Annotated in this window: 21 protein-coding genes; 10 read left to right on the top strand and 11 right to left on the bottom strand. The window is 72.3% G+C overall.

The window, feature by feature from the left end; all coding sequences use genetic code 11:
* Positions 1–90 precede the first annotated feature (90 nt).
* From ACFYM0_RS28885 to ACFYM0_RS28875, 3 genes are all read right to left on the bottom strand, one after another.
* Positions 91–1,071, bottom strand: a complete 981-nt coding sequence (locus tag ACFYM0_RS28885) for a hypothetical protein (protein WP_388506423.1) — start codon at positions 1,069–1,071, stop codon at positions 91–93.
* A complete protein-coding gene (locus tag ACFYM0_RS28880) occupies positions 1,068–1,592 on the bottom strand; it encodes a SigE family RNA polymerase sigma factor (RefSeq protein ID WP_388506421.1) in 525 nt (174 codons plus the stop codon). The genes ACFYM0_RS28885 and ACFYM0_RS28880 overlap by 4 nt, the downstream gene beginning before the upstream one ends.
* 97 nt (positions 1,593–1,689) lie before the next feature.
* Positions 1,690–1,893 (bottom strand): hypothetical protein, encoded by a 204-nt coding sequence (locus ACFYM0_RS28875; RefSeq protein WP_388506419.1) that lies wholly within the window; start codon positions 1,891–1,893, stop codon positions 1,690–1,692.
* 348 nt (positions 1,894–2,241) lie between these two features.
* On the opposite strand from ACFYM0_RS28875, the gene ACFYM0_RS28870 reads away from it, so the two are divergent.
* Both ACFYM0_RS28870 and ACFYM0_RS28865 read left to right on the top strand, forming a co-directional pair.
* Positions 2,242–3,720 carry an NF041680 family putative transposase gene (locus ACFYM0_RS28870; protein WP_388506417.1) on the top strand — a complete coding sequence of 493 codons (1,479 nt, stop codon included), beginning with the start codon at positions 2,242–2,244 and terminating at the stop codon, positions 3,718–3,720.
* Positions 3,721–3,770: 50 nt separating this feature from the next.
* Entirely contained in the window at positions 3,771–4,142 is a 372-nt protein-coding gene (locus tag ACFYM0_RS28865) for a hypothetical protein (RefSeq protein ID WP_388506416.1), read from the top strand.
* Between the two features lie 8 nt (positions 4,143–4,150).
* On the opposite strand, the gene abc-f is transcribed toward ACFYM0_RS28865, so the two are convergent.
* Positions 4,151–5,833, bottom strand: coding sequence for a ribosomal protection-like ABC-F family protein (gene abc-f, locus ACFYM0_RS28860; protein ID WP_388506414.1), 1,683 nt, complete (start codon positions 5,831–5,833; stop codon positions 4,151–4,153).
* Positions 5,834–6,019: 186 nt separating this feature from the next.
* The gene (locus tag ACFYM0_RS28855) at positions 6,020–6,895 is read right to left on the bottom strand and encodes an SDR family oxidoreductase (RefSeq protein ID WP_388506412.1); all 876 of its coding nucleotides are present in this window, start codon (positions 6,893–6,895) and stop codon (positions 6,020–6,022) included.
* 109 nt (positions 6,896–7,004) lie between these two features.
* Between ACFYM0_RS28855 and ACFYM0_RS28850 the strand changes: the two genes are divergently transcribed.
* The gene (locus ACFYM0_RS28850; RefSeq protein WP_388506410.1) at positions 7,005–7,415 is read left to right on the top strand and encodes a winged helix-turn-helix transcriptional regulator; all 411 of its coding nucleotides are present in this window, start codon (positions 7,005–7,007) and stop codon (positions 7,413–7,415) included.
* Positions 7,416–7,432: 17 nt separating this feature from the next.
* Here ACFYM0_RS28850 and ACFYM0_RS28845 read toward each other — a convergent pair whose 3' ends face one another.
* The 3 genes from ACFYM0_RS28845 to ACFYM0_RS28835 all read right to left on the bottom strand — a co-directional run bounded on the left by ACFYM0_RS28845 (position 7,433) and on the right by ACFYM0_RS28835 (position 9,657).
* A complete protein-coding gene (locus ACFYM0_RS28845) occupies positions 7,433–8,173 on the bottom strand; it encodes a PP2C family protein-serine/threonine phosphatase (protein ID WP_388506548.1) in 741 nt (246 codons plus the stop codon).
* 113 nt (positions 8,174–8,286) lie between these two features.
* On the bottom strand, positions 8,287–8,952 hold the full coding sequence (locus ACFYM0_RS28840) for a hypothetical protein (RefSeq protein ID WP_388506408.1): 666 nt from the start codon (positions 8,950–8,952) through the stop codon (positions 8,287–8,289).
* Positions 8,953–9,021: 69 nt separating this feature from the next.
* On the bottom strand, positions 9,022–9,657 hold the full coding sequence (locus tag ACFYM0_RS28835; protein ID WP_388506406.1) for a TetR/AcrR family transcriptional regulator C-terminal domain-containing protein: 636 nt from the start codon (positions 9,655–9,657) through the stop codon (positions 9,022–9,024).
* 121 nt (positions 9,658–9,778) lie between these two features.
* On the opposite strand from ACFYM0_RS28835, the gene ACFYM0_RS28830 reads away from it, so the two are divergent.
* Both ACFYM0_RS28830 and ACFYM0_RS28825 read left to right on the top strand, forming a co-directional pair.
* A complete protein-coding gene (locus tag ACFYM0_RS28830) occupies positions 9,779–11,362 on the top strand; it encodes an APC family permease (RefSeq protein WP_388506404.1) in 1,584 nt (527 codons plus the stop codon).
* Positions 11,284–12,885: an amidohydrolase gene (locus tag ACFYM0_RS28825; RefSeq protein WP_388506402.1), complete on the top strand. Its 1,602-nt coding sequence runs from the start codon at positions 11,284–11,286 to the stop codon at positions 12,883–12,885. Before ACFYM0_RS28830 ends, ACFYM0_RS28825 begins: the two co-directional genes overlap by 79 nt.
* 32 nt (positions 12,886–12,917) lie before the next feature.
* On the opposite strand, the gene ACFYM0_RS28820 is transcribed toward ACFYM0_RS28825, so the two are convergent.
* The 3 genes from ACFYM0_RS28820 to ACFYM0_RS28810 all read right to left on the bottom strand — a co-directional run bounded on the left by ACFYM0_RS28820 (position 12,918) and on the right by ACFYM0_RS28810 (position 16,627).
* Positions 12,918–13,823 (bottom strand): phosphatase PAP2 family protein, encoded by a 906-nt coding sequence (locus ACFYM0_RS28820; protein WP_388506400.1) that lies wholly within the window; start codon positions 13,821–13,823, stop codon positions 12,918–12,920.
* Between the two features lie 126 nt (positions 13,824–13,949).
* Positions 13,950–14,990, bottom strand: a complete 1,041-nt coding sequence (locus tag ACFYM0_RS28815) for a LacI family DNA-binding transcriptional regulator (protein WP_388506398.1) — start codon at positions 14,988–14,990, stop codon at positions 13,950–13,952.
* 26 nt (positions 14,991–15,016) lie between these two features.
* Positions 15,017–16,627 carry a glycoside hydrolase family 13 protein gene (locus ACFYM0_RS28810; protein WP_388506394.1) on the bottom strand — a complete coding sequence of 537 codons (1,611 nt, stop codon included), beginning with the start codon at positions 16,625–16,627 and terminating at the stop codon, positions 15,017–15,019.
* Positions 16,628–16,847: 220 nt separating this feature from the next.
* Between ACFYM0_RS28810 and ACFYM0_RS28805 the strand changes: the two genes are divergently transcribed.
* The 5 genes from ACFYM0_RS28805 (at position 16,848) to ACFYM0_RS28785 (ending at position 22,746) form a co-directional block, all read left to right on the top strand.
* Complete coding sequence (locus ACFYM0_RS28805; RefSeq protein ID WP_388506391.1) at positions 16,848–18,125, top strand: extracellular solute-binding protein; 1,278 nt, start codon at positions 16,848–16,850, stop codon at positions 18,123–18,125.
* 8 nt (positions 18,126–18,133) lie between these two features.
* Positions 18,134–19,168 (top strand): carbohydrate ABC transporter permease, encoded by a 1,035-nt coding sequence (locus ACFYM0_RS28800; RefSeq protein ID WP_388506389.1) that lies wholly within the window; start codon positions 18,134–18,136, stop codon positions 19,166–19,168.
* A gap of 2 nt (positions 19,169–19,170) precedes the next feature.
* On the top strand, positions 19,171–20,052 hold the full coding sequence (locus ACFYM0_RS28795) for a sugar ABC transporter permease (protein WP_388506387.1): 882 nt from the start codon (positions 19,171–19,173) through the stop codon (positions 20,050–20,052).
* A 73-nt stretch (positions 20,053–20,125) separates the two neighbouring features.
* Complete coding sequence (locus ACFYM0_RS28790) at positions 20,126–21,742, top strand: glycoside hydrolase family 13 protein (RefSeq protein ID WP_388506386.1); 1,617 nt, start codon at positions 20,126–20,128, stop codon at positions 21,740–21,742.
* The gene (locus ACFYM0_RS28785) at positions 21,739–22,746 is read left to right on the top strand and encodes a LacI family DNA-binding transcriptional regulator (RefSeq protein WP_388506384.1); all 1,008 of its coding nucleotides are present in this window, start codon (positions 21,739–21,741) and stop codon (positions 22,744–22,746) included. Before ACFYM0_RS28790 ends, ACFYM0_RS28785 begins: the two co-directional genes overlap by 4 nt.
* The last annotated feature ends 5 nt before the right edge of the window (positions 22,747–22,751 follow it).

Genomic DNA, 22,751 nt, shown 5'->3' with positions numbered 1-22,751 from the left:
ACGGGACCCCGCCGCCGACCCCTGTGCGGCGGCGGGGTCCCGTAGCGCGGAACTCGGGACTCCGGAACTCCGGAGCTGCGGGACTCCCGGCTACGGGAGGGACTTCTCGTACGCCTTGTCCTGGTCGGAGTCGTAGACCTGCTTGCCCTGGGCGTCGAAGCCCTTGACCCGCGGGGCCTTGGTGACGGACCGGTCGAGGATGCCGGTGGCGGCGAACCAGCCGTGGTCCAGGGCGGCTTCGACGGGTGTTCCGCCGTAGCTGACGGTGACCCGGGCGACGCCGGGGTCGACGGTGCCGATGCTGCCCCAGCGGTAGGGCAGCTTCCAGGGACCCTCCGAGCTCAGCTTCTGCAGGTAGAGCTTGCCCCCGTTGATGTCGGGGCGGACGGGTCCGCCCTCGGGGTCCGAACCGCCGCCGAGCGAGGTGTTGAGACCGGAGGCCCGGCCGTCCTTGACGAGGCAGATGAGCCGGGTCTGCCTCGGGGCCTCCTTGACGGCGACGATGTACCGGCCGTCCCCGGGGGAGTTGTCGTTGCCGGTGCTGCGGTGCGCGAGCAGGATCCGGTAGTCGGAGGCCTTGCCCAGGTCCTCCTGGCCGAAGCCCGACCGGGAGTTCTGCCGGTCGTACGCGAGGCACAGTTCGAGCCCGGTGGCCGCCGCCTGGAGGGTGATCCCGTCGGCGAGCTGTCCGGGGGTCGCGGGTGCGGCCGGTCCCGGGGGCAGCCGGGGCGAAGGCGGCGGTGCGCTCGGCTTCGGGCCGCCGTCCGCCGCGGCCACGGCCGCCGGACCGCCGCCGGTGCCGTGGCCGTTGCCGGTGAGGTCCAGGGTGGTGACCGGTACGACGGCCAGCGCGACCAGGGCGGCTCCCGCCGCCGCCAGCCTGCGGTTGCGCCGCTCCGCGCGGCCCTGGCGGACGATCTCCGGGTACGGCACGGCGGCGGGCCGGACGGCCTCGGCACCCCGGGCCATCCAGTCCCTCAGGTCCAGCTCGAACTCGTCGGCGTCGTCCCGTCGGGCAGCGCCCTGCCCGTGGCCCTGGCCGTCGCCTTGCCTGTCGCCCTGCCCGTTCACAGGACCGCCCCCTCGTTCATCGCCGCGATCCGGCCCAGCCCGGGCCAGGCGCGCAGTTTCGCCAGCGCCTTGGAGGCCTGGCTCTTGACGGTGCCCTGGGAGCACCCCAGGACATCGGCGGTCTCGGCCTCGGAGAGGTCTTCCCAGTACCGCATCACCACCACCGCCCGCTGACGGGCGGGCAGTTGGGCCAGCGCCTCCATCAGGGCGCCGCGCTCGTCGGCCCACGCCGCGGCCTGGTCGCCCACCGACGTGTCCGGCACGCTGGCCGTCAGGCGCTCCGCGACCCGGCGCTTGCGGAACCGGTCGCTGTTGCAGGTGACCAGCATCCGGCGGACGTACGCCTCCGGGCTGTCCATGCGCGCCACGCGCCGCCACGACCGGTACGCCTTCGCGAGCGCGGCCTGGGTCACGTCCTCCGCATCGTGCGGATCACCCGTCAACAGGTAGGCCGTGCGCACCAGATGGTTCCAGCGCGCGGCGACGAACGACTGGAACTGAGCTTCTTCCTCGGCCTGCATCGGCACCTCCTCGCCCCCTTGACCACCGACCGGCCCGATTCGGTTGCCCGGACGGGTGATCGAATTTTCGCGGGTGGTCGGATCGGGTCCGAAGGGCTCAGTCGTCCTCGGGCGGGGCCGCCCCGGACAGGGACCGCGCGAGGAGCTGCTCCTCGCTGAGGCCGCGCCGCCAGTGGCCGCCGAACGTCACGGCCCGGCGGTCGAGCCCCCGTTCCAGGATCGCCGCCGGCGCGGGCAGAGCCGTCCCGGGCGCCGCTCGCGGACCGTGTGGGTCGAAGAACGGGAAGGGGTCGGTGGCCATCGGGACCGCCTTACGGTCCGGGCGGTCCACGGGTGCGCCGGCCTAAGGCCTGTCGTCAAACTCCCGTCGTCGCCCGAAGGGCGGCCTCGCGGCGTCTGGTGCGTGCTCTCGGCGTGCCGGGCGGAAGCCCGTGTACTGGACGTACTTGGCTGCCGTCCGGTGCGGCGAGAGCGCGTGCCAGGCGTCGCGAGGCAGACGGGAGTTTGACGACAGGCCCTAAGCTTGCCGTTTAAGGTCCGCTGTCGAACGGGGCTCGAACTTGTTCGGTGTTTCCCCAGTTCACCTGATGCGTGAGGGGCCGCGGGCCGATCCTGTGCTGAGCAACAGCGCAGTACGGAGGCCGGGATCGTGGGGCTGGTCGAGCATGAGGTTCAACGAGACGCGTTGACGGTGGTGGCGGAGTTCCGCTCGGAGTTATACGCGTGCCTGACCGCACGGAGCGATGCCCTGTTCGAGTTGTGCGACGCGTTGCTGTGCACCGACGGTCCGGTCCGCACCCTCGTGGACCTGGCGCTCGCTCCCGAGCATCGGCGCGGGCACGGGGCCTTGTACTCCGGGATCAACCACGGTCGGATCGACGTCGCCCGGCTGCGGCGGGCACTGACCGGTGTCCCGCTTCCCCGGGCCGGCGACGGTCGGCTGGTGCTGGCGGTAGACGTCTCCCCTTGGTTGCGTCCGGACGCCGACACTTCCTCAGACCGCTCCTTCTGCCACACCTTCGGCCGGGGCCTGGGCAAGCACCAGATGGTGCCCGGCTGGCCGTACTCGATCGTCGCCGCGCTGGAGACCGGCCGGACCTCGTGGACCGCGCTGCTGGACGCGATCCGGCTGGAGCCCGGCGCCGACTTGGCCGCGGTCACCGCCGACCAGGTCAGAGACGTCGTCCAACGTCTCGTGGACGCCGGCCAGTGGCGCGACGGGGACCCGAAGGTCCTGGTCGTGCTGGACGCGGGTTACGACGGGCCCCGCATCGCCCACCTCCTGGCCGACCTGCCCGTGGAGGTGCTGGGCCGGCTCCGCTCGGACCGGGTGATGCGCAAGCCCGTTCCGGTGCCGTGGATCTGCCCGCCGCAGGGCGGCCGCCCGCCCAAGCATGGCGGTGAGTTCGTCTTCGGCCGAGCCGAGACCTGGGGTGATCCGGACGAGGTCACCCTCACGGACACCGACAGGTATGGGACCGCGACGGCGCAAGCGTGGGACCGGCTGCATCCCCGGCTCACCCGCCGGGCGGCATGGGGCGATCACGAAGGGCCGCTGCCGATCGTCGAGGGCACCGTGATCCGCCTGTCGGTCGAGAAACTGCCCAGCGGCGGTGTGAACAAGCCCGTCTGGCTGTGGTGGTCGGGCGCCGGCGCCGATCCCCAGGACGTCGACCGCTGCTGGCAGGCGTTCCTTCGCCGGTTCGACGTGGAGCACACCTTCCGCCTGCTCAAGCAGACTCTCGGCTGGACCCGGCCCAAACTGCGGGACTCGCAGGCCGCCGACCGCTGGACATGGCTCGTCCTGGCCGCACACGCTCAGCTCCGCCTCGCCCGCCCGCTCACGCGGGATCTGCGCCGGCCGTGGGAGCGGCCAGCGGAACCGAACAGACTCACCCCGGCCCGGGTCCGTCGGGGGTTCAGGAACCTGCGCGCGAAGACGGGCACGCCAGCCGGTGCACCAAAACCCACCCGCCCCGGCCCCGGCCGCCCGCTCGGCTCGAAGAACCAGCGGCCCGCCACCCGTCATGACGTGGGCCGGATCCTTGCGACCGGCGAGGCATACAGACGGCCCGCCCATCACAAGGTCGGCACCAAACCCCGACGCGTCACGCCAGCTGCGAGCTGATGGGAGGCCGCCCATGCCCTTGCCCTCGTGCCGTCAAGCAGGATGGCAGCATGGACGCGAACGGAAGCCGGCCCCTTGAAGACCTCGTGCACTGGAACGGTGAGCTCTCCGAACTCATCGGAGACACACGGCACTGCGAACCAACATCAACTGTCACCTTTCGCCGTGGCCACGCCGTATCTGCAGTTGAGCGGGTCACGGCAGGACTCGCGAGCCCAGGCCAGCTCGTCGACTGGGCACAGGCCCTGCACTTCGAGGAACGGGTCAACGTCGAGGAAGCACACCAAGACCTGCTGACCCAGTTCATCGTCGAAATCTCGACTCCCGAGCTGTTCGAACCGGTCACCCGCGCAGTCTGCCAACGATGGCTACGCGTCCTTCAGACACCGATGGCCTCCGATGCCGAAGCGGCCGGACGTTAAACGTCAAGCTAAGGCCCGTTTGTGGTGCTGACCGACTGGAACTGTGGTTCCCCGTCCAGGAGTTCCAGCCGGTGACCGCCGAACGCCGCGCGGAAGCGGTGGTCGTGGGAGACCGCGACCACCGCTCCCGGGTAGCCGGCGAGCGCCTGCTCCACCTCCTCGACCAGCGCGAGGGACACGTGGTTGGTCGGCTCGTCCAGCACGAGGACGTCGGCGGGCCGGGTCACCAGGCGGGCCAGTTCGAGGCGCCGCCGCTGCCCGGCGGACAGCGCCGCGACCGGTACCGGCAGGTCCTCCTCGCGGAACAGCCCGAGCGCCAGCAGTTCCTCCGCGTGCTCCTCGGGCGGCCCGGGGAGCCCCGCCGCGAAGGCGGAGAGCAGCGGGAGCCGGGCGGGGGAGTGGGGCAACTCCTGTGCCAGGTAGCCGAGTCGTACGTGCCCCGCACGGCGGACCGTGCCCGTGTCGGGGGTCAGGTCGCCGGCCAGGACCCGGAGCAGGGTGGTCTTCCCGGCCCCGTTCGGCCCCGAGACCAGCAGTCGCTGCCCCGGCCGCACGGTGAGGGTGGGCAGGCGGAGCCGGTCGCCGACCCGGATCCCGGAGAGCTCGAGGAGCGGCCCTTCGAGGAGCGGCCCCTCGGGGGTGGCTTCGGGGGCGGCGATCCCGGCCACGAAGCGCAGCGGCACCGGCGGTGGCGCCACCGGCTCGGCGCGCAGCCGTTCGAGGTGCTTGCGGGCCGCCCTGACCTGCCCGGACAGCTTCGCCTCGGAGGAGCGGCGGTGCTTGCCGAAGCCCTGCCCGGGGTCCTTGCCGGTGCGGTCCAGCCGCTGCGCCGCCGCCGCGACCAGGGCCTCGGTGCGCACCAGGTCCTCCCGCCACTCCGCGTGCCGCTGGGCCCACCGGCCGCGCGCGGCGGCCTTCGCCGTGAGGTATCCCGTCCAGCCGTCCCCGTACCGCACGACCGTGCGCAGGTCCCGGTCGACCTCCAGGACCGTGTTGGTGATCCGTTCCAGGAAGTCCCGGTCGTGGGTGACGACGACGAGCGTGCCCCGGTGGGCGCGCAGCCGCTCCGCGAGCCAGTCGACGGCCCGCCGGTCCAGGTGGTTGGTCGGCTCGTCCAGGAGCAGCAGTTCGGGCGCGGCGGCCAGGACGCATGCCAGCGCCAGCCGGGAGCACTCGCCGCCGGAGAGCGAGCCGAGGGTGCGGTCGCGGGTGAGGTGGGCGAGGCCGAGGCCGTGCAGCGCGGCGTCGGTGCGGGCTTCGGCCCGGTATCCGCCGCGTTCCTCGTAGGCGCTCAGGAGTTCGCCGTACGCGTCGAGGGCGGCGGGATCCGGATCGCCGCCGGAGCCGAGGGCGCTCTCGGCGGCACGGATCCGGTCGGCCAGTTCCCGCAGGTCGGCGAGGGCGAGGTCGACGGCGTCCTGGACGGTCCGCCCGGGCGCGAGGCCGAGGGTCTGGGCGAGGTGTCCGGTGCCGCCGGGGAAGACGGCGGTGACCTCGCCGCCGTCCGGTTCCTCGACCCCGGCGAGCAGCCGGAGCAGGGTGGACTTGCCGGAGCCGTTCTCGCCGATGACGGCGGCCTTCTCGCCGGGCCGGACGGTCAGCGACACCTGGTCGAGCACGACCCGGTCGCCGTAGGCCTTGGTGACCTCGGACAGCGTGAGCTGGGACTGCTGATGGGCGCGTGAGCGCATGGGGGATCCCCTCGGGGTACTCGGATTTCTGCCACGTTCTCCTTCTGGGTGCGGGCAGCGCGGGCACGCGGCGGAGGGGCGAAGCCCTCACGCCGCGTCCGCGCCGCCGATCAGCGGAAGAAGTAGTACGAGTACGAACCCATGGGGCCAGGGTACTGCGAGGCGAGTCGTTTCGTCTCGCGGATTTCAGCCGGCGCTGCGTGCCGGGGTCACGGCCTGCGTGACCGTCACCGCCAGCGGCGTCGTGGGGCGGCCGATCAGGCGGGACAGGTCGCCGGAGGTGCCGGCCAGCCGGCCGCGCTCGATGGCGAGGTCCACGTCGACCAGGATCGCGGCGAACGGCGCCGGGACTCCCGCGCCGGTGAGGACGGCGTGGTGGGCCTCGGGGGTCACGGCGTTGTACGCGATCTCCCGCCCCGCGGCCTCCGCCACCGCCGCCGCGTACTCCGCGAAGGACCAGGCCACGTCGCCGCTCAGCTCGTACGCCCGGCCGAGGTGGCCCTCCCCGGTCAGCACGGCCGCGGCCGCCGCCGCGTAGTCGGCCCGCGCCGCCGAGGCCACCCGGCCCTCGCCCGCGTTGGAGAGGACCGCACCGTGCGCGAGCACCGGTGCCAGGTTGCCCGTGTAGTTCTCGGTGTACCAGCCGTTGCGCAGGAAGGTGTACGGCAGGCCCGAGGCGAGGATCAGCTCCTCGGTCGCCCGGTGCTCGGCGGCCAGGTCGAAGTCCGCGTCGGGCCCGCCCAGGATGCCGGTGTACGCGAACTGCGCCACCCCGGCCGCCTTCGCCGCGTCGATCACGGCGGAGTGCTGGGCCACCCGCTGCCCGACCTCGCTGCCGGAGATCATCAGGACCCGGTCGCCGGACCGGAAGGCTCCGGCGAGGGTCCCGGGAGCGTTGTAGTCGGCGATGCGCAGCTCGACGCCCAGGGCGGTGAGCGGGGCGGCCTTCTCCTTGTCGCGGACGACGGCGGCGATCTCGGCGGCGGGGACGCCCCGGGCGAGCAGTTCGTCGATGACGAGACGGCCGAGGGCTCCGGTGGCTCCGGTGACGACGATGCTCATGGCGGGTTCACTCCTGATCTGGGCCTTGCTCCCCGTTTCCGGGCTGTGCACTCACCGTACGGCGGGCACTATCGAAACGGCAGTACCCACTTTGAAGTAAGGTACTGGCATGGCAGTAAGTGAGAAGTGGACCGTGGCCGAAGGCATGTGCCCGCACCGGCTCGTACTGGAGCACGTCACCAGCCGCTGGGGCGTCCTCGTACTGGACGCCCTGCTCGACCGCTCGTACCGGTTCAGCGAACTGCGCCGGCAGATCGGAACGCTCGCCAAGGTCAGCGAGAAGATGCTGACCCAGACCCTCCAGACGCTGGAGCGCGACGGCTTCGTGCACCGCGACGCCAAGCCCGTCATCCCGCCCCGCGTCGACTACTCGCTCACCCCGCTGGGCCGCGAGGCCGCCGAGCGGGTCCGCGCCCTCGCGCAGTGGACCGGTGTGCGCATGGAAGAGGTGCAGCGGGCGCGCGAGGCCTACGACGAGTCGAAGCGCGAGGCCGCGGCCCCCAACCAGGTCCTGGCCTAGGCCGGTCCGGCGGGACCTCACGCGCCGATGCGCACCAGCGCGAGCGTGATGTTGTCCGGCCCCCCGGCCTCGATGGCGGCCCGCCACAGCTCGAACGCGGCCTTGCCGTCGTCGTGCGCGCGCAGCACCTCGTCGATGGCCTCGTCGGGCACCGGGTCGGTCAGCCCGTCGGTGCACACCAGGTAGCGGTCGCCCGTGGACAGCGGGAAGGTCGCCACGTGCGGGGTCAGGACGTGCTCGGCGCGGCTCCCGCCGAGGGTCTGCGTGACGGCCGAGGTCGTGCGGTGCCCCGGCAGGGGCGGCGGGCTGTCGTCCACGCTGACCTGGTGCAGTCCGTCCGAGGTCACGCGGAACACCTTGCTGTCACCGACGTTGAACGACAGCAGCGAATCCGCCATGACCAGGGTCCCCGCGACGGTGGTCCCCATCGAGGTCAGCTCCGGACGGCCTTCGGCGGCGGAGTGCACCGCGCGATTGCAGAGGTTGAGCGCGTCCTCGACCGCCTCCGCGCCGTCCATCGTGGGGCCGAGCAGCGCGAGTTCCCGGACGGCCAGCTCGCTGGCGACCTCGCCGGCCGGCTGCCCGCCGAGTCCGTCGGCGACCGCCACCACGAGCGGTCTGCCGAGGGGGAACAGCAGCGTCTGGGGGCTGCGGGTCGTGGTCCCGCACAGCGTCCACGGCCCGATGACCAGGCTGTCCTCGTTGTGCTCGCGGACCAGCCCGACATGGCTCAGAGCGGTCACGGCTATGTACTCCACCACGAGGTCCCGCCTCTCGGCGACGGCAGACGCGTCCTTTCCTCCTCGCCACCATTGTCCCGCCGCCGGGGGCGCGGCGCGTGTCCGGCGGCCACTGCGGGGGCAGTGCTGCGTCAGTACCGGGTCCCCCCGGCCGTGAACGGGCCGGCCGCGGGGGCCACGCACTTGTCCAGGACGGGCTCCACGCCACCACCCACCGCACCCTCCACACAGAGGCGTCCGCCGTGCTCGCGCAGGTCGAGGAAGAAGTGCGTGGTCGCACCGGACCGCTTGAGGCCGTGGATGCGGTCGTCGGGGTAGCCGGCGGCGTTCAGGGCCGCCCTGACCTTGGCCGGGGTGGGCTCCACGATCTTCTCGACGGCCAGGTAGACGTGCTGCTCGTGGCTGACGCCCGCGCACCAGTCGCGGCCGTTCAGCTCCACCTCCGGGCCCGCCGTGGGCGAGCTCGGCACGACGCCCGTGTCCACCGGCTCCTCACCGGGTGGTGCCGGCGGGGGAGTGCTCGGCGCGCCCACGGGCTTGGCGCTCGACGGGGGGCATGCCTGCGCGATGTGCTCCCGCATCTCCGCGAGGGCCGGAGAGGACAGGCTTCCCATGGGCTTCGCGGCAGCTGCCGGGGCGGCCGCCGCGGCAGCCCCGTTGGGCTCGCCGCCGCCGGTCGCCTTCGCCGTGCCGCACGCGCCGAGTGACAGCACGGCGAGGGCCGTCAGGGCGACGGGGAGCAGCGGCCGGCGCGCGGAGCGGGCGAACGCACTGGTGGAGCCATGGGTTCGGGTCATGCGGACAGTCTCCGATCATGCCGAGCCCGGCGCGTGAGTACGCGTACTCACCTGGGCGGGGGTACCTGCTCAAGCTCCGGGCGTGCGCGGACCGGTCGCGACGGCCCCGCCGCGCAGGTTCCGTGCGTACGCCAGGAACGCCGTCAGGCCCACCTCGAAGGCGGCCTCGGCGCGCCCCGGGCCCTGTGCGGCCAGGGCCTGTGCGAGCAGCGGGGTGCTCGGGGTCGGTTCCCACATGGCGTCCGGGGCCGCGAGGTCCAGGGCCGAGCCCAGGACCAGGTTCTCCAGGCCCGTGAGCAGCGGCATCACCTGCTCCGCGGCGAAGCCGGCCCCGAGCAGGAGGGCCACGGCCCGTTCGTACTGCGCGAGCACCGCGGGCGCCCGTACCGGGGTGGTCATCAGCAGCGGGATGGCCCGCGGATAGGCGGCGAAGGCGGCCCGGTACGAGCGGGCCCAGGCCTCCAGCGCCCGGTCCCAGTGCTCCGGGGCGGCCAGGGTGTCGCCGTCGATCGCGGCGCACACCCGCTCCCGGATCAGCTCGATCACCCCGGCCCGGCCGTCCACATGGTGATACAGCGACCCGGTCTGCACCCCGAGCGCCCGGGCGATCCGGGGGACGCTGAACTCGCCCTGTTCGGCGAGCAGTTGCAGGGCGGCAGCGCCGATCCGCTCCCGGTCGAGCAGTGGGGTGCGCGGCCGCGCCATCGTATTTCTCCCGCCGTCAGGTCTTCCCGTACGTCAAAACCGGAGGCTACATTGCCGCAAACCGAAAGCCTTTAGGTTTTTGCTCCCCCGCCGCCTGCCGTTCGCAGAAGGGTGCTCCCGCATGCCCGAAACAGCCGAGCCGCCAAGATCCGGAACAAGCACCGGTACCGACCTGCGCCGCGGCGCGCTCGGTACCGCCGACATCTCCTTCTTCGTCGTCTCCGCCGCCGCCCCGCTCACCGTCATGGCCGGCGTCGCCCCCGTGGCGATCCTCCTCGGCGGCATCGGCGCCCCTGCCGGCTACCTCCTCGCCGGCCTCACCCTCGCGGTCTTCGCCGTCGGCTTCACCACCATGAGCCGCCACGTCCGCAGCGGCGGCGCCTTCTACGCCTACATCGCCCGCGGCCTCGGCAAGCGCGTCGGCATCGGCGCCGCCCTGCTCGCCCTCATCGGCTACAACGGCATGGAGATCGGCGTCTACGGCCTCCTCGGCACCACCACCGCCGGCACCGGGCGGGCCCTCGCCGGCCTCGACATCCCCTGGCTTCCCGTCTCCCTCGCCGGCCTCGTCCTCATCTGGTACGGCGGTTTCCGCTCCATCGACTTCGGCGCCAAGCTGCTCGGCGTCCTGCTCGTCGCCGAAACCGGGATCCTGGTCCTGCTCGCGGGCGGAGTCCTCCTCGAGGGCGGCGCCCACGGACTCTCCGCCGGATCGTTCGCCCCCGGCGCGGTGCTCGTCCCCGGCACCGCCGCCGTCCTGGCCTTCGCCTTCGCCGCGTTCACCGGCTTCGAGTCCACCGTCATCTACCGCCGCGAGGCCCGCGACCCCGACCGGACCATCCCGCGCGCCACCTACATCGCCGTCGCCTTCCTCGGCCTGTTCTACGCCTTCATCGTGTGGACCGTCATCCAGGCCTTCGGCTCCGAGGAAGTCCTCGCCGCGGCGGCCGAGGACCCCGCCGGCCTCTTCTTCACCGCCATCACCACCTACGTGGGCCCCTGGGCGGCCGACCTGATGCACGTCTTCATCGTCACCAGCGTCATCGCCTCCCTCCTCGCCTTCCACAACGCCATCAACCGGTACGCGCTCGCCCTCGCCGAGGAGGGCGTCCTGCCGGCCGCCCTCGGCCGGATCCACCCGCGCCACGGTTCCCCGTACGTCGCCGGCCTCGCCCAGACCGCGCTCGGCGCCGTCATCGTCCTCGCGTTCGCCCTCGCCGGGGCCGACCCGTACCAGCAGCTCCTGCTCTGGGTGAACACTCCGGGCATGATCGGGCTCATGGCACTGATGCTGCTCGCCGCCATCGCCGTACCCGTCTACTTCCGCCGCGTCCGGCATGGGGAAGGGCCCTGGCGGACCCTCGTCGCGCCCGTCACCGCCGCCGTGCTGCTGGCCGTCGCGATCTGCCTGGTCGTCTCCAAGGTGGCCCTCTTCACCATGGCCTCCACCACCGTCAACACCCTCCTCGTGGCCCTCGTCCCCGCCGTCTTCCTCGCCGGGCTCGCCCTCGCCCAGCGCCTGAAGACCCGCCGCCCCGAGGTCTACGCCCGATTCGCCGCAGAGCCCGCAGCCGAAGAGCCCGCGGCCGAAGAATCCGCAACCGAAGCCCCCCAAGGAGCAGAGCCGTGCCCGCTGCCGACACCGTCCTCACCGGAGCCCGCGTCCGCACCCTCGACCCCGCCCGCCCCGAGGCCCGCGCGGTAGCCGTCCTCGGCGGCGAGATCGTCGCCGTCGGGGACGAGGCCGACGTCCGCGACTGGCGCGGCCCCGGCACCGAGACCGTCGACCTCGGCGGCGCCACCCTCACCCCCGGCCTCACCGACGCCCACAGCCACCCCGTCTGGGGCATCGAGATGGCCACCGGTACGGACCTCTCCGCCGTCACCGACCTCGACCGGCTCCGCGCCGCCCTGCGCACCGCGGAGCGGGGCCCCGGCGGCTGGGTCACCGGCTTCGGCCTCGACCACAACGCCTTCGGCGGGCGCCCCGTCGACAAGGCCCTGATCGAGGAGGCCCTCGCCGGAGCCCCGGCCTTCCTGCGCCTCTACGACGGCCACTCCGCCCTCGCCTCCGGCGCGGCCCTGGCCGCCGCCGGGATCACCGGGCCCCGCGCCTTCGCCCAGCGCTCCGAGATCGTCTGCGACCCCGACGGGCGGCCCACCGGCCACCTCGTCGAACACGCCGCCATGGCCCTGGTCGGCTCGCTCGCGCCGAAGCCCACGTACACCGAGCGCCGCGAACGCCTCACCCGGCTGCTCGGCGACATGGCCGCCACCGGCCTGACCGGCGCACACGTCATGGACCTCGGCGACGGGGACGTGCCGGCCCTGCTGGCGACCGCCGAGTACGAGGGCGACCTGCCGCTGCGCCTGAACCTGTCGCCCTGGTGCATGCCGGGTGCCACCGGGGAGGACCTGGAGGAGCTGATCGAGCTCCAGCGGCTCACGGGCCGCCACTGGAAGGTCGGCGGGGTGAAGTTCTTCATGGACGGCACCGTCGAGGGCGGCACCGCCTGGCTGGAGCACGCCGACTGCCACGGCCGGGGCACCGACGCCTTCTGGCCCGACCCGCTCGCGTACGCCGAGGCGGTACGGGTCCTCGACGCGGCCGGGGTACGCACCGCGACGCACGCCATCGGCGACGCGGCGGTCCGCCACGTCCTGGACACCGTGGAAGCGCTGGGCCCGCGGGGCCGGATGCGGCACCGGATCGAGCACATCGAGACGGTCCCGGACGGCCAGCTGAAGCGGTTCGCGGAGCTCGGGGTGATCGCCTCGATGCAGCCGCCGCACACCGCGTACACCCGGGCCGACCACAGCGACGAGTGGTCCAAGCGGCTGGGGGAGGAACGGGCCGGCCGCGCCTGGCGCTGCCGGGACCTGCGCGAGGCGGGCGCGGTGCTCGCCCTGGGCTCGGACTGGCCCATCGCCCACTACGACGCCCGCCAGGTCCTGGCCACCGCCCGCGACCCCCGCGGTGCGGCCTCGGCGGGTACGGGGGCCTGGACCGGGGCGGCCCTGAGCGGGCTGATGGCCCTGGAGGGCATGACCTCGCACGCCGCGCTGGCGGCGGGGGAGGAGGCGGTGGCGGGCCGGATCGCGGCCGGCTTCCGGGCGGACCTGACCGCCTTCGGCGTGGACCCGGTTCGGGCTCCGGCGGACGAGCTGGCCGCAGTGCCGGTCCGGCTCACCATGTCGGGAGGCCGGATCACCCACAGGGAGGGGTGAGAGGCGCAGGACAGCTCACTGCCGACGGGCGCTCAGCGCCGGAAGCGGCCCAGCGCCGGGTGGTTCAGCACGGCCGCCGTCACCGGATGGCGGCCGGTTTCCTCGGGCCGGCGCGGCAGCCGGTGCGGGAGGGACCCGTACCAGGCGCGGGAGACGGCGTAGCCGAAGGCCAGGCAGAGCATGCCGCCGACGGCGTCGAGCCAGAAGTGGTTGGCGGTCGCCACGATCACGATCAGGGTCGCCGTCGGGTAGAGCAGGCCCAGGATCCGGGCCCAGGGGGCGGAGGCGACCGCGAAGATCGTCAGCCCGCACCAGAGCGACCACCCTATGTGCATGGACGGCATGGCCGCGTACTGGTTGGACATGTGCTTGAGGTTGCCCGAGGCCATGGAGCCCCAGGTGTGGTGGACCAGCACGGTATCGACGAAGTTCTGCCCGTTCATCAGCCGGGGCGGCGCGAGCGGGTAGAAGTAGTAGCCGACCAGGGCCACGCCCGTGGTGGCGAAGAGGACGAGCCGCGTCGCCGCGTAACGCCCGGGATGAAAGCGGTAGATCCAGACCAGCACGCCGATGGTCATGACGAAGTGGAGCGTGGCGTAGTAGTAGTTCATGCCCACCACGAGCCAGGTCACCGAATTGACGGCGTGGTTGACCCTCTCCTCCACGGCGATGCCGAGCGCCTGCTCCGCCTTCCAGATCCAGTCGGCGTTCGCGAGCGCGGCCGCCTTCTGTTCGGGCACGGCGTTGCGGATCAGCGAGTACGTCCAGTAGCTGACCGCGATCAGCAGGACCTCGAACCAGATCCGGGGTCGCCGGGGGACGCGCAGCCTGGAGAGCAGTGCGCGCTCGGACGACTCCGGGCGGTCCTTGCTCTCGGTCACGGGGGGTGACGAGACGTCCGTCCGGGTATCCAGTGTCTTCACGCTCGCTTCACCCATAGGAAAAGAGTCTGCCAGATGCGGACTCGCCTCCGATCATCCCTTGGGACGGTCTTGGCCGCAGCCTCTCCGCCTCTGGGACGAGCGGAGGCCTTACGTCCCTAGGGGAAACGGCAGGGGCGTCCCTCAGGGGCGCGCGGCCCCGCGGCCCTGCTGGGGGCCCGAGGCGGTGGAACCGCGGACGACCAGCTCGGGGAGGAACACGAACTCGCTGTGCGGGGCCGGCGTACCGCCGATCTCCTCCAGCAGGGTCCGCACCGCGGCCTGGCCCATGGCCTGCACGGGCTGGCGGATGGTGGTCAGCGGCGGATCCGTGAACGCTATGAGCGGGGAGTCGTCGAAGCCGACCACCGACACGTCCTGCGGGACCTTGAGCCCCCGCTGCCGGGCCGCCCGGATCGCGCCGAGCGCCATCATGTCGCTCGCGCACACCACCGCCGTGCAGCCGCGCGAGATCAGCGCGGCCGCGGCGGCCTGGCCGCCCTCCAGCGTGTAGAGGGAGTGCTGGATCAGCTCCTCGACCTCGTCCTCGCCGAGCCCGAGCCGTTCCTTCATGCCGAGGCGGAACCCCTCGATCTTGCGGAGCACCGGCACGAACCGCTTGGGTCCGACGGCCAGCCCGATCCGGGTGTGCCCGAGCGCGGTCAGGTGCGTCACCGCGAGCTGCATCGCGGCCCGGTCGTCGGGGGAGACGAAGGGGGCCTGCACCTTCTCGGAGAAGCCGTTGATGAGGACGTACGGGACGCCCTGTCCGCGGAGTTGGTCGTAGCGGCCCATGTCGGCCGTGGTGTCCGCGTGCAGTCCGGAGACGAAGATGATCCCGGAGACCCCGCGTTCGACGAGCATCTCCACGAGCTCGTCCTCGGTGGACCCGCCGGGGGTCTGCGTGGCCAGCACCGGGGTGTAGCCCTGCCGGGTCAGCGCCTGGCCGATGACCTGGGCCAGCGCCGGGAAGATGGGGTTGTCGAGCTCGGGGGTTATCAGGCCGACGAGCCCCGCGCTGCGCTGGCGCAGCCGTACGGGGCGTTCGTAGCCGAGCACGTCGAGTGCGGCCAGCACGGATTCACGGGTGCCTGCGGCCACACCGGGCTTGCCGTTGAGCACGCGGCTGACTGTGGCTTCGCTGACCCCCGCCTGGGCTGCGATGTCGGCTAGCCGTGCGGTCACGGGATTGGACTGTACCGGTCGGACGTTCACAATGACCACCACGTGCACGAATCCGGGGGAAGCCGGACGGTGCGGCCGTCCGTCTCCACCGGGGCGCTGGACAGGACGGGGCGCCCGGGCGAGGGCAGTTCGAGCGGGACCGGCCGGGTGTTGAGCGTGCAAGCGAAGCCGGGGCGGGTGAAGAGCAGCACGCCCTCGGGCGCGGGCAGCCACTGCATCCCGGGCTCCGCGGGCGCCCCGAGGCCCGGCATCGCGCGGCGCAGTTCCAGGGCCGCGCGGTAGAGCTCCAGGGTGGAGTGGGGGTCGCCGGTCTGCGCGGCGACGCTGAGCCCGCCCCAGCCGGCCGGCTGCGGGAGCCAGCTCCCGGCCGGCCCGAAGTCGTAGGGGGGCTCCTCGCCGGACCACGGGATCGGCACCCGGCAGCCGTCGCGCAGCCCGTCCTGCCCGGCGCTCCGGGTGAAGGCCGGGTCCTGGCGGACGGCGTCCGGGAGGTCGGTCACCTCGGGGAGGCCGAGCTCCTCGCCCTGGTAGACGTACGCCGATCCGGGCAGGGCCAGCATCAGCAGCGCGGCCGCCCGGGCCCGGGCCAGGCTGCCGTATCGGGTGCGGTGGCGCACGACGTCGTGGTTGGACAGCACCCAGGTGGTCGGCGCGCCCACCGAGGCGGTGGCGGCCAGGGACTCGTCGATGACGGTCCGCAGCGCGGTGGTGTCCCACGGGCAGTTCAGGAACCGGAAGTTGAAGGCCTGGTGCAGCTCGTCGGGGCGGACGTACAGTGCGAGCCGCTCGGAGGTGGGGGCCCAGGCCTCGGCGACACCGATGCGCGGGACCTCGTAGGAATCGAGCAGCCGCCGCCAGGAGCGGTGGATCTCGTGGACCCCGTCCTGGTCGAAGAAGGGGAGCGGCTCGGTGCCGATGAGGGTGGCCTGCGCGCCGCGGCCGATGTCCGGCAGGCCCGGGGCCTTGACCATGCCGTGCGCCACGTCCACCCGGAACCCGTCGACGCCGAGGTCGAGCCAGAAGCGCAGGACGGCGGAGAACTCCTCGGCGACCTCCGGGTTCTCCCAGTTCAGGTCGGGCTGCTCGGGGGCGAAGAGGTGCAGGTACCAGGCGCCGTCGGGGGTCCGGCTCCAGGCGGGGCCGCCGAAGACCGACTCCCAGTCGTTGGGCGGGAGCTCCCCGGCGGGCCCCCGGCCCGGGTGGAAGTGGTAGCGGTCGCGGGCCCCCGGCTCCCCGGCCAGCGCAGCCCGGAACCAGACGTGCTGCTCGGAGGTGTGGTTCGGGACCACGTCCACGATGACGCGCAGCCCCAGCGCGTGTGCGGCGCGGATGAGGTCGTCGGCGTCGGAGAGGTCCCCGAAGAGCGGGTCGACGGCCCGGTAGTCGGCGACGTCGTAGCCGCCGTCCGCCTGCGGGGAGACGTAGAAGGGGGTCAGCCACACCGCGTCGACCCCGAGCCGGGCCAGGTGGGGCAGGTGCTCGCGGACCCCGCGCAGGTCACCGATCCCGTCGCCGTCGCTGTCCGCGAAGGAACGTACGTACACCTGGTAGATGACGGCATCGCGCCACCAGCCGCCGCTCGCGGTGGCGTTGCTGGAAGCGCTTGCAAGCCGGGAGGCGGTCAACTCGTGGGTCATATCGGGTCAACGCGTGTACGCACCCCCTGGTTGCGGGCCCGGACAGTCGAAGAGGCTTCGAACTAACAGCAAGCTGCGGCAACCGTCCGGACACGTGGATGTAACGATCAACCCTTCTTGCAGAAACTTCCCGCAAGGTCTTTCGGTCGGCTTTCAGGCTTGTTACGTTCTCGGCAACTCGGGACCGCGAGGCGCGGCCGGGATCATCGAAGGAGTTCATATGCGGCGTGGCATAGCGGCCACCGCGCTGGTCGCGGCTCTGGCGCTCGCGGCGACGGCTTGCGGCGGTGACACCAAGGACGGCGGCAGCAGCGGCGCCAAGGCCGACGGGGAGCTCTCCGGCACGGTCACGTGGTGGGACACCTCGAACGACGCCGAGAAGGCGTCCTTCCAGAAGATCGCCGAGGCGTTCACCGCCAAGCACCCCAAGGTGACCGTCAAGTACGTCAACGTCCCGTACGGCGACGCGCAGAACAAGGTCAAGAACGCCTTCAGCAGCGGCTCCGAGGCCCCTGACGTGATCCGTGCCGACGTGGGCTGGGTCGCCGACTTCGCCTCCCTCGGCTACCTCGCCGAGGTCCCGGCCGACACGGCCAAGAAGGTCGACGCAGACTTCCTGCCCCAGGCCGCGGCCAGCGGCAAGTACGAGGGCAAGACCTACGCCGTCCCGCAGGTCATCGACACCATGGGCCTCTTCTACAACAAGAAGATGCTCGCCGACGCCGGCGTCGAGCCCCCCAAGACGCTGGAAGAGGTGAAGACCGCCGCCGCGGCCATCAAGGCCAAGACCGGCAAGGCCGGCCTCTACCTGCGCGGCGACGACTCCTACTGGTTCCTCCCCCTCATCTACGGAGAGGGCGGCGACCTCGTCGACGCGAAGACCAAGACGGTCACCGTCGACAACGCGGCGGGCGTCAAGGCCTTCAAGGCCGCCCGCGACCTGGTCACCTCGGGTGCGGCGATCACCAACGCCACCGACGGCTGGGTCAACATGCAGACCGCCTTCAAGTCGGGCGAGGCCGCGATGATGATCAACGGCCCCTGGGCCGTGGCCGACAGCTACGCGGGCGACCAGTTCAAGGACAAGGCCAACCTCGGCATCGCCGCGGTCCCGGCCGGCTCCGTCAAGGCGGGCGCCCCGCAGGGCGGCCACGACCTCGCCGTCTACGCGGGCTCCAAGAACATCGCCGCGGCGAACGCCTTCGTCGACTACATGACCTCGCAGGAGGTGCAGGTCCAGTCCGCCAAGGAGCTGAGCCTGCTCCCGACCCGGACCGCCGCCTACGAGCAGCCCGACGTCAAGTCCAGCGAGATGGTCCAGTTCTTCAAGCCGGCCGTGGACAAGGCCGTCGAGCGCGCCTGGATCCCGGAGAACGGATCCCTCTTCGCGCCGCTCCAGGTCGAATACACCAAGGCGATCACCGGGGCGTCGAGCCCGGAGGACGCGGCCAAGGCGGCCGGCGTCGAATTCCGCAAGATCCTCAAGGGCTGGAAGTAACGGAAACCATGGCTGCTCACACCAGCCAGTCGGTGGCGAAGGCCGCGGGCAGCGAGACCGGTCCTGATGCCGGTCCCGCCGCCCGCGGCCGGAGCCGCAGGACTGACAACAGGAACCGTCCCGGGCTGAAGCGGGCCCTGGCCACCCACTGGTACGCCTGGGCCATGATCACCCCCGTGGTGCTCGTGCTCGGCGTCATCATCGGCTGGCCCCTGGTCCGCGGCGTCTACCTGTCGCTGACCGACGCCACCGAACGCAACGTCGGCCGCACCATCGGCGCCAACCACATCGAGGCGTCGTACGAGTTCATCGGGCTCGACAACTACGCCGCCGTCCTGGCCGACCCGGTGTTCCTGCAGCGGCTGGTGTGGACGGTCCTGTGGACCGTCGCCTGCGTCTCGATCACCTTCGCGCTCGGCCTCGGCCTGGCCACCGTGCTCAACCGCGAGTTCAAGGGCCGCGCCGCCTACCGGATGGCGCTCATCCTGCCCTGGGCGGTGCCCGGATTCGTCTCCGTCTTCGCCTGGCGGTTCCTCTTCAACCGCGACAACGGCATCCTCAACAAGATCCTCGAAGGCGGCGGCATCTCCGCCGTCCCGTGGCTCGACGACCCGACCTGGGCCAAGATCGCCGTCATCTCCGTCAACGTCTGGCTCGGCGTCCCCTTCATGATGGTCGCCCTGCTCGGCGGAATGCAGTCGATCCCCGGCGAGCTCTACGAGGCCGCCGAGATGGACGGGGCCTCCCCCTGGCAGCGGTTCCGCCACATCACCCTGCCCGGGCTGCGCACGGTCAGCATGACCGTGATCCTGCTCTCCACCATCTGGACCTTCAACATGTTCCCGGTGATCTTCCTGCTCACCCGGGGCGGCCCGGGCGACTCCACCGAGATCCTGGTGACCCAGGCCTTCCGCGAGGCGTTCGTGTCGAGCCCGCGCGACTTCGCCGGCTCGGCGACCTGGGGCGTACTGATCCTCCTGCTGCTCATGATCTTCGCGCTGGTCTACCGGCGCTCGCTGCGCAAGCAGGGAGAGGTGTGGTGACCGTGACGACCAACTCCGCGCGTTCCGAGCGTTCCGCGCGGGCGGCTTCTGCCCGCCCCCGCGGCAAGCGCTCCCCGCTCGCCTCCGTCGGCCTGCACTCCACCCTGGCCGTCGCCTCCGTGATCGCCGTCTTCCCGGTGCTGTGGGTCCTGCTGACCTCGCTCAAGCCGGCCAAGCACGCCATCTCCACGGACTTCGTCAAGGAACCGACCCTCGACAACTACCACTACCTGGTGGAGTCGACCTCCTTCCTCTCCTGGTTCGGCAACTCCGTCCTGGTCGCCGGCATCACCACCGTCCTCGGGGTGTTCATCGCCGCCACCACCGGATACGCCGTCAGCCGCTTCAAGTTCCCCGGAATGAAGCCGCTGATGTGGACCCTGCTCATCACGCAGATGTTCCCGATGGCCATCCTCATCGTCCCGCTCTACAACCTCATGGGCGACCTGGGGCTGCTCAACCAGCCGCTCGGCCTGGTGATCACGTACCTCACCATCGCCGTGCCGTTCTGCGCCTGGATGATGAAGGGCTTCTTCGACACCATCCCGGTCGAGATCGACGAATCCGGCCGCGTCGACGGGCTCAACCCCTTCGGCACCTTCTGGCGCCTGATCCTCCCGCTCGCCAAGCCCGGCCTCGCCGTCACCGGCTTCTACGCCTTCATCACCGCCTGGGGCGAGGTCGCGTACGCCTCCGCCTTCATGGTCGGCGAGGACAACCTCACCCTGGCCGGCGGCCTGCAGACCTTCGTCACCCAGTACACCTCCAACTGGGGCGCGATGAGCGCGGCTTCCATCCTCATCGCCATCCCCGCGGCGTTCTTCTTCCTCTTCGCCCAGCGTCACCTCGTCGCCGGGATGACGGCAGGCGCGACCAAGGGCTGACCGCCCCGCGCGCACGGGCCGACCACCCGATGCCTGCCCCCTCTCACCCCCGGCCCGATCTCCCAAGGACGACATGACCCAGCACCTCGCCGCCCTGCCTTCGAGCAGTGGCATCCCCACCTCCCCCGGCACCCAGCCCGGCTGGTGGAGAGAAGCGGTGATCTACCAGGTCTATCCGCGCAGCTTCGCCGACTCCAACGGGGACGGCATGGGGGACCTCGAAGGCATCCGCAGCCGACTGCCCTACCTGAAGGACCTGGGCGTCGACGCCGTGTGGCTCAGCCCCTTCTACGCCTCCCCGCAGGCCGACGCCGGCTACGACGTCGCCGACTACCGGGCCATCGACCCGATGTTCGGCAGCCTCCACGACGCCGACGCCGTGATCCGCGAAGCCCACGCGCTGGACCTGCGGATCATCGTGGATCTGGTCCCCAACCACTGCTCCGACCAGCACGAATGGTTCAAGCAGGCGCTGCGCGAGGGCCCGGGGTCCCCGCTGCGCGAGCGCTTCCACTTCCGCCCGGGCCGGGGCGACGGCGGCGGCGAGCCCCCCAACGACTGGGAGTCCATCTTCGGCGGACCCGCCTGGACCCGGGTCGCCGACGGCGAGTGGTACCTGCACCTCTTCGCGCCCGAGCAGCCCGACTTCAACTGGGAACACCCGGCCGTCCAGGACGAGTTCCGCTCGATCCTGCGCTTCTGGCTGGACCTCGGCGCCGACGGCTTCCGCATCGACGTGGCCCACGGTCTGGTCAAGGCCCCCGGCCTGCCCGACCTCGGCCGCGGCGAACAGCTCAAGCTGCTCGGCAACCAGGTGCTGCCCTTCTTCGACCAGGACGGCGTCCACGAGATCTACCGCTCCTGGCGCCGGGTCCTCGACGAGTACGCGGGCGACCGCATCGGCGTCGCCGAGGCCTGGACGCCCAGCGCCGACCGGACGGCCATGTACCTGCGGCCCGACGAGCTGCACCAGGCCTTCAACTTCCACTACCTGAACACCGGGTGGGACGCCGAGGCGCTGCGCGCCACCATCGACGAGTCCCTCGACGCGATGCGCCCGGTGGGCGCGCCCACGACGTGGGTGCTGTCGAACCACGACGTGGTGCGCCACGTCACGAGGTACGGGGGAGGGGCCGAGGGACTGGCCCGGGCGCGGGCGGCCGCGCTGCTGATGCTGGCCCTGCCCGGATCGGCGTACGTCTACCAGGGCGAGGAGCTCGGCCTGCCGGAGGTCCTCGACCTGCCCGACGGGGTGCGGCAGGACCCGGCCTTCACACGGGGTGCCGGGCAGGACGGGATGCGCGACGGCTGCCGCGTACCGATCCCGTGGTCCGGTACGCAGGCCCCGTACGGCTTCGGCGACGGCGGCAGCTGGCTGCCGCAGCCGGCCGAGTGGGCGGGCCTGAGCGTGGCCGCGCAGACCGGGGACCCGGACTCGACGCTGGAGCTCTACCGCTCCGCGCTGCACCTGCGCCGCTCGCACCCGGAGCTGGGCGCCGGCGACGCGGTGGAGTGGCTGGAGGCCCCGGCGGGCGTCCTGGCCTTCCGCCGGGGGGAGTTCACCTGCACGGTCAACACCACGGGCGGGCCGGTGCGGATGCCCGCGCCGGGCACCGTACTCCTGGCGAGCGGGCCCCTGCCCGACCCGTCGGAGCTGCCGGCCGACACGGCGGTGTGGTGGCGGGGATGACCTCCCCGCTGCGGCTGACGGACATCGCCGCGCAGGCCGCGGTCAGCGAGGCGACCGTCAGCCGCGTGCTCAACGGCAAGGCCGGCGTGGCCTCCGGCACCCGGCACAAGGTGCTGGCCGCCATGGACCTGCTGGGCTACGAACGCCCGGTCCGGCTGCGCCGGCGCAGCAACGGCCTGGTCGGCCTGCTGACCCCGGAGCTGACCAACCCCATCTTCCCGGCGTTCGCCCAGGTCATCGAGCAGACCCTCGCGGGCCACGGCTACACCCCGGTGCTGTGCACGCAGACCCCGGGCGGGGCCACCGAGGACGAGCTGGTGGAGCAGCTCGAGGAGCGCGGGGTCACCGGCATCGTGTTCCTGTCGGGGCTGCACGCGGACTCCTCGGCGGACCCTTCGCGCTACCAGCGGCTCGCGGCGCGGGGGGTCCCCTTCGTCCTCATCAACGGGTTCAACGAGCAGGTCCAGGCCCCCTTCATCTCCCCGGACGACCGCGCGGCGGCGGACATGGCGGTCCGTCACCTGGAGGACCTGGGCCACCGCAGGATCGGCCTGGCCATCGGCCCGACCCGCTACGTCCCGTCGGCCCGCAAGGAGGCGGGTTTCGTCGCGGCCCTCCCCTCGGCCGCGGCCGATGGGCTGATCCAGCGCACCCTCTTCACGGTCGAGGGCGGCCATGCGGCGGGCGGAGCCCTGCTGGACCGGGGCTGCACGGGCATCGTCTGCGGCAGCGACCCGATGGCCCTGGGCGTCATACGGGCCGCCCGCGAGCGGGGCCTGCGCGTCCCGGAGGACGTCTCGGTGGTCGGCTTCGACGACTCCCCGCTCATCGCGTTCACGGACCCCCCGCTGACGACGGTCCGCCAGCCGGTCCGCGCCATGGCCACGGCGGCGGTGGGCGCCCTCCTGGAAGCGGTCGCCGGAACCCCGGTCCAGCGCACCGAGTACGTCTTCCAGCCGGAGCTGGTGGTCCGGGGCTCGACGGGGCAGGGACCCGGGGCGTAGCGCGG

It is taken from the genome of Streptomyces sp. NPDC006487 (assembly GCF_042870555.1).
Taxonomy (GTDB): Bacteria; Actinomycetota; Actinomycetes; order Streptomycetales; family Streptomycetaceae; genus Streptomyces.
The sequence above is the reverse complement of the archived record's forward strand: the minus strand, read 5'-3'. Positions and strand labels throughout refer to the sequence as shown.

Excerpts from the sequence above, each read along its gene's own strand:
- ACFYM0_RS28840 (WP_388506408.1), bottom strand. The coding sequence starts at position 8,952 with ATGACCCGAACCCATGGCTCCACCAGTGCGTTCGCCCGCTCCGCGCGC.
- ACFYM0_RS28850 (WP_388506410.1), top strand. The coding sequence starts at position 7,005 with ATGGCAGTAAGTGAGAAGTGGACCGTGGCCGAAGGCATGTGCCCGCAC.
- ACFYM0_RS28800 (WP_388506389.1), top strand. The coding sequence starts at position 18,134 with ATGGCTGCTCACACCAGCCAGTCGGTGGCGAAGGCCGCGGGCAGCGAG.
- ACFYM0_RS28835 (WP_388506406.1), bottom strand. The coding sequence starts at position 9,657 with ATGGCGCGGCCGCGCACCCCACTGCTCGACCGGGAGCGGATCGGCGCT.
- ACFYM0_RS28880 (WP_388506421.1), bottom strand. The coding sequence starts at position 1,592 with ATGCAGGCCGAGGAAGAAGCTCAGTTCCAGTCGTTCGTCGCCGCGCGC.
- ACFYM0_RS28810 (WP_388506394.1), bottom strand. The coding sequence starts at position 16,627 with ATGACCCACGAGTTGACCGCCTCCCGGCTTGCAAGCGCTTCCAGCAAC.
- ACFYM0_RS28785 (WP_388506384.1), top strand. The coding sequence starts at position 21,739 with ATGACCTCCCCGCTGCGGCTGACGGACATCGCCGCGCAGGCCGCGGTC.
- ACFYM0_RS28830 (WP_388506404.1), top strand. The coding sequence starts at position 9,779 with ATGCCCGAAACAGCCGAGCCGCCAAGATCCGGAACAAGCACCGGTACC.
- ACFYM0_RS28820 (WP_388506400.1), bottom strand. The coding sequence starts at position 13,823 with ATGGGTGAAGCGAGCGTGAAGACACTGGATACCCGGACGGACGTCTCG.
- ACFYM0_RS28790 (WP_388506386.1), top strand. The coding sequence starts at position 20,126 with ATGACCCAGCACCTCGCCGCCCTGCCTTCGAGCAGTGGCATCCCCACC.
- ACFYM0_RS28855 (WP_388506412.1), bottom strand. The coding sequence starts at position 6,895 with ATGAGCATCGTCGTCACCGGAGCCACCGGAGCCCTCGGCCGTCTCGTC.
- ACFYM0_RS28875 (WP_388506419.1), bottom strand. The coding sequence starts at position 1,893 with ATGGCCACCGACCCCTTCCCGTTCTTCGACCCACACGGTCCGCGAGCG.
- ACFYM0_RS28805 (WP_388506391.1), top strand. The coding sequence starts at position 16,848 with ATGCGGCGTGGCATAGCGGCCACCGCGCTGGTCGCGGCTCTGGCGCTC.
- abc-f (WP_388506414.1), bottom strand. The coding sequence starts at position 5,833 with ATGCGCTCACGCGCCCATCAGCAGTCCCAGCTCACGCTGTCCGAGGTC.
- ACFYM0_RS28865 (WP_388506416.1), top strand. The coding sequence starts at position 3,771 with ATGGACGCGAACGGAAGCCGGCCCCTTGAAGACCTCGTGCACTGGAAC.